This window comes from Bifidobacterium cuniculi (genome assembly GCF_000741575.1).
Classification (GTDB): Bacteria; Actinomycetota; Actinomycetes; order Actinomycetales; family Bifidobacteriaceae; genus Bifidobacterium; species Bifidobacterium cuniculi.
Window position 1 is genome coordinate 1 of record NZ_JGYV01000039.1, and the last position, 3302, is coordinate 3302.

At 67.3% G+C, this 3302-nt stretch carries 3 protein-coding genes; 2 read left to right on the forward strand and 1 reads right to left on the reverse strand.

The window, feature by feature from the left end; all coding sequences use genetic code 11:
- Nucleotides 1–95: 95 nt before the first annotated feature.
- On the reverse strand, nucleotides 96–842 hold the full coding sequence (locus BCUN_RS11135) for an alpha/beta hydrolase (RefSeq protein WP_033517749.1): 747 nt from the start codon (nucleotides 840–842) through the stop codon (nucleotides 96–98).
- Between the two features lie 108 nt (nucleotides 843–950).
- Between BCUN_RS11135 and dcd the strand changes: the two genes are divergently transcribed.
- Entirely contained in the window at nucleotides 951–1532 is a 582-nt protein-coding gene (gene dcd, locus BCUN_RS11140; RefSeq protein WP_033517741.1) for a dCTP deaminase, read from the forward strand.
- Nucleotides 1533–1585: 53 nt separating this feature from the next.
- Nucleotides 1586–2971 (forward strand): hypothetical protein, encoded by a 1386-nt coding sequence (locus tag BCUN_RS11710; protein WP_051921077.1) that lies wholly within the window; start codon nucleotides 1586–1588, stop codon nucleotides 2969–2971.
- The last annotated feature ends 331 nt before the right edge of the window (nucleotides 2972–3302 follow it).

Genomic DNA, 3302 nt, shown 5'->3' on the forward strand with positions numbered 1-3302 from the left:
ACSGGTTGAGGAACWCATGAGTTCCTCAACCCGGTGCCCGCTTTAATTCGCGTTTTGATCCCGGGCGGGTGCCCGCTTCAATACACGAAGGGAACCTACACCAGCCCGCTTGCGAAGTCACATTCGAGCAGCCACTGGCGCAGGTCGGCGAACTCGGGCAGGCTCACGGAATGGTCGAGACCGCGGTATTCGTGCGCGCTCAGCCACGTGTGCTCCTCCAGCCAGGCGAGCGTCTCCTGGGACAGCCACTTGGGCACGACCGTGTCCGCGGAGCCGTAGCCGTAGAAGACGGGGATGTCCAGCTCGGCAAGACGGCCGTCGGCGGGGGCGGTGCCGGGCACGGCGCCGGGGGCGACGAAGCCGCTCAGGCAGACCGCGCCGCAGTAGCGTTCGGGGTGCACGCGCAGCAGCTGTGTCGCCAACAGTCCGCCTTGGGAGAAGCCGAGCGGCACCACGCGGCGCTCTGCAGGCAGGTTGGCCGCCACCCAGTCGTCGACGGCGCGCGCCGCGGCGTAGGCGTCCAGGTCGAGGTCGTCGCCCGCGGGGATGGCGTCATGCAGCCAGCTGTAGGCGCCGGGCGTCATCATGCCGGGCCGCTGCAGCACCAGCGGTGCACGCAGCGACACGTAGTCGTTGTACGGCGCCACGTAGTGCATCATGTCGGCGAGGTCGTCCTCGTTGGAACCCCAGCCGTGCAGACACAGGAAGAGGGGACGGTTCGGCTGCCGGGCGGCGTCGCCGGGCGAGCGCAAGGCCTCGGTCACCTCGAGCGGGTCGCCGAAGCGGCCGGGCACGACCGGCGAGGGACGGCCGACCGGGGGACGTGCTTCTTGTTCATCCATCATGCTGCCCAATATACGCTGTTCCCTTGTGTTACTACACTGGGTACGACGGAAGGGTCACCTGTGCCCACATGAGCCGATTGAAGCCGATTGAAGGAGACGTCCACGATGCTGCTGTCCGACCGCGATATTCTCGCCGCACAGGCCGAGGGACACATTTCCCTCGATCCGTGGACACCCGAGATGGTGCAGCCCGCCTCCATCGACGTGCGCCTCGACCGCTTCTTCCGCCTCTTCAACAACCACGCGTACACCTACGTGGACCCGGCGGAGAACCAGGGCGCGCTGACCGAGCAGTTCGAGGTCGACCCGGACGAACCGTGGATCCTGCACCCGGGCGAGTTCGCCCTGGGCTCCACCTGGGAGTACGTCAAGCTCGACGCCACCCTGGCAGCCCGCCTGGAAGGCAAGAGCTCGCTGGGGCGCCTGGGCATCCTGACGCATTCCACCGCAGGCTTCATCGACCCAGGCTTCGAGGGGCACATCACGCTGGAGCTGTCGAACGTCTCCACGCTGCCGGTGAAACTGTGGCCGGGCATGAAGATCGGCCAGATGTGCTTCTTCCAGCTCAGCTCGCCCGCCGAGCACCCCTACGGCTCCTCGACCGCAGGCTCGCACTACCAGGGGCAGCGCGGCCCGACGCCGTCGCGCTCCTACGAGCGTTTCTACCGCGCGCACATCACCGACTGAACAGAACATACGTCATGGAGGCTGCGGCACATGCAGCCAGGGAGGGGAGAGACATGGCTGACCCAATCAAGGCATCCGACCTGGAGTTCCCGGAGGCCGACAGCGACCAGCACGACCAGGAGGTGCCCCAGCGCGTGGACGGCTCCACGCTGATGTTCCCCGCGGTCGAGGGGGAGCACGCGGGCACCGCTGTGGGCGTGAACACGGCCGCGGCCGCCGCGACGACGGCAGCCGCAGCCGAAGACGCAGATACGCTCACGGCCGCGACCAAGCCCGTCAGGGGCGCCGTGCCGAAGCCGCCGACCACGCTCGACGCCGCCACGCGCCTCTTCCCGCCCATCAAGGGCGACGACGCGTCCACGCAACAGGACACCGTGCTCATCCCGCCGACCCCGCCGCGCACGACCTCCTCGCACACCCATCCCACCGTCGAGCCGATCTCCTTCGAACCGCTCGACGACGAGGACGCCAAGGAACCCGAGACGCCCACTGTCGGCCATCACCCCGAGCACGAGGCGCAGCCCGCTGCCAACCACCGTCGCCGGAACATCGTCGTCGTGGCCGTCGTCGTCGCGCTTGCCGTCATCCTCGGCGGCGTGTTCACCTGGCGCGCCATCGCCGCGCGCAACAACCATGCGGCCGCGCTGGAAGCCTGCACAGGCAAGCAGCAGACGGTGAGCGCGACCATGGAAACCCTCGCCGCGCAGGTCAAGGACAGCGCCGAGGTCGCCGTGACCCCCGACAGCCAGGTGGCCGACATCGCCACCCTCAACACGCTCAAGTCGTCGCTGTCCTCCGCCCAGTCCATCGCCAAGCACGCCGACTTCGTCGAGACCGCCTGCGACGCGTCGCTGTCCGCGCAGGCACTGCGCCAGGCAGCCGTCCAGCTCGACACGCTGGACGAGAACGCGCGCGCCTCCATCGACAAGCTCAAGCAGGACGCCGCCGCCGTCACCTCCTCCAAGGAGAAGAAGACGCGCGTCGACCTCAAGAACGAGCTCACCGCGGCCATCGACGAGGCACAGGACGCCTATGACGCCGCCGAGGGCACCCTCTACGACGAGACGACGCGCGAGGCGCTCGCCGCCGCCATCGACGAGGCGCGCACCACGGCGGACGACCCGAACCTGACCCGTCAGGCCGTCGACGACGCCAAGAAGAAGCTGGAGGACGCCGTCACCGCCATGCAGGACGCGCAGGTCGAGGAGGCGAACGCCGCCGCTGCGGCTGCCGCGGCTGCTGCCGCCCAGCAAGCGCAGCAGCAGGCGCAGGCCCAGCAACAGCAGCAGGCCATCACCCCCGGCACCGTGGACAACGGTACGACGACCAACAATGTCGTACCGAACCCGCCCAACGACAATGCCGTACAGAACCAGTCCAACGATGCGGGTGCCGGGACGGACATGAGTACCGACACGGATGCCAATCCGGGGCAGTAGGCTCCTGGGACAGAAACCTCGGGCTTTCGGGAGAAATCCGCGAGAGGAACGGCACATGAGGGCGGCCACAGGCTCGGATTCCCCGAGCAGTCGGGGTGATTTGAGGTGTTCTTGCCGAGATTGGCTTCGGAGAGTCGTTTTTGGGCGATACCCCTCGGTATGGGTGTTGGAAAATGGCCATTTTCCAACACCCATGCTTGGGGGGTATCGCCAAAGACTCTCCGAAGCCAATCTCACCCTTGCAGGCCCCCTCCACCTTGGATTCCAGGCAACATCCTCGCTCCCAGTGCCTGTTCCAACGCAGTGAAACCGAAAAACGAGAGATTCGCGG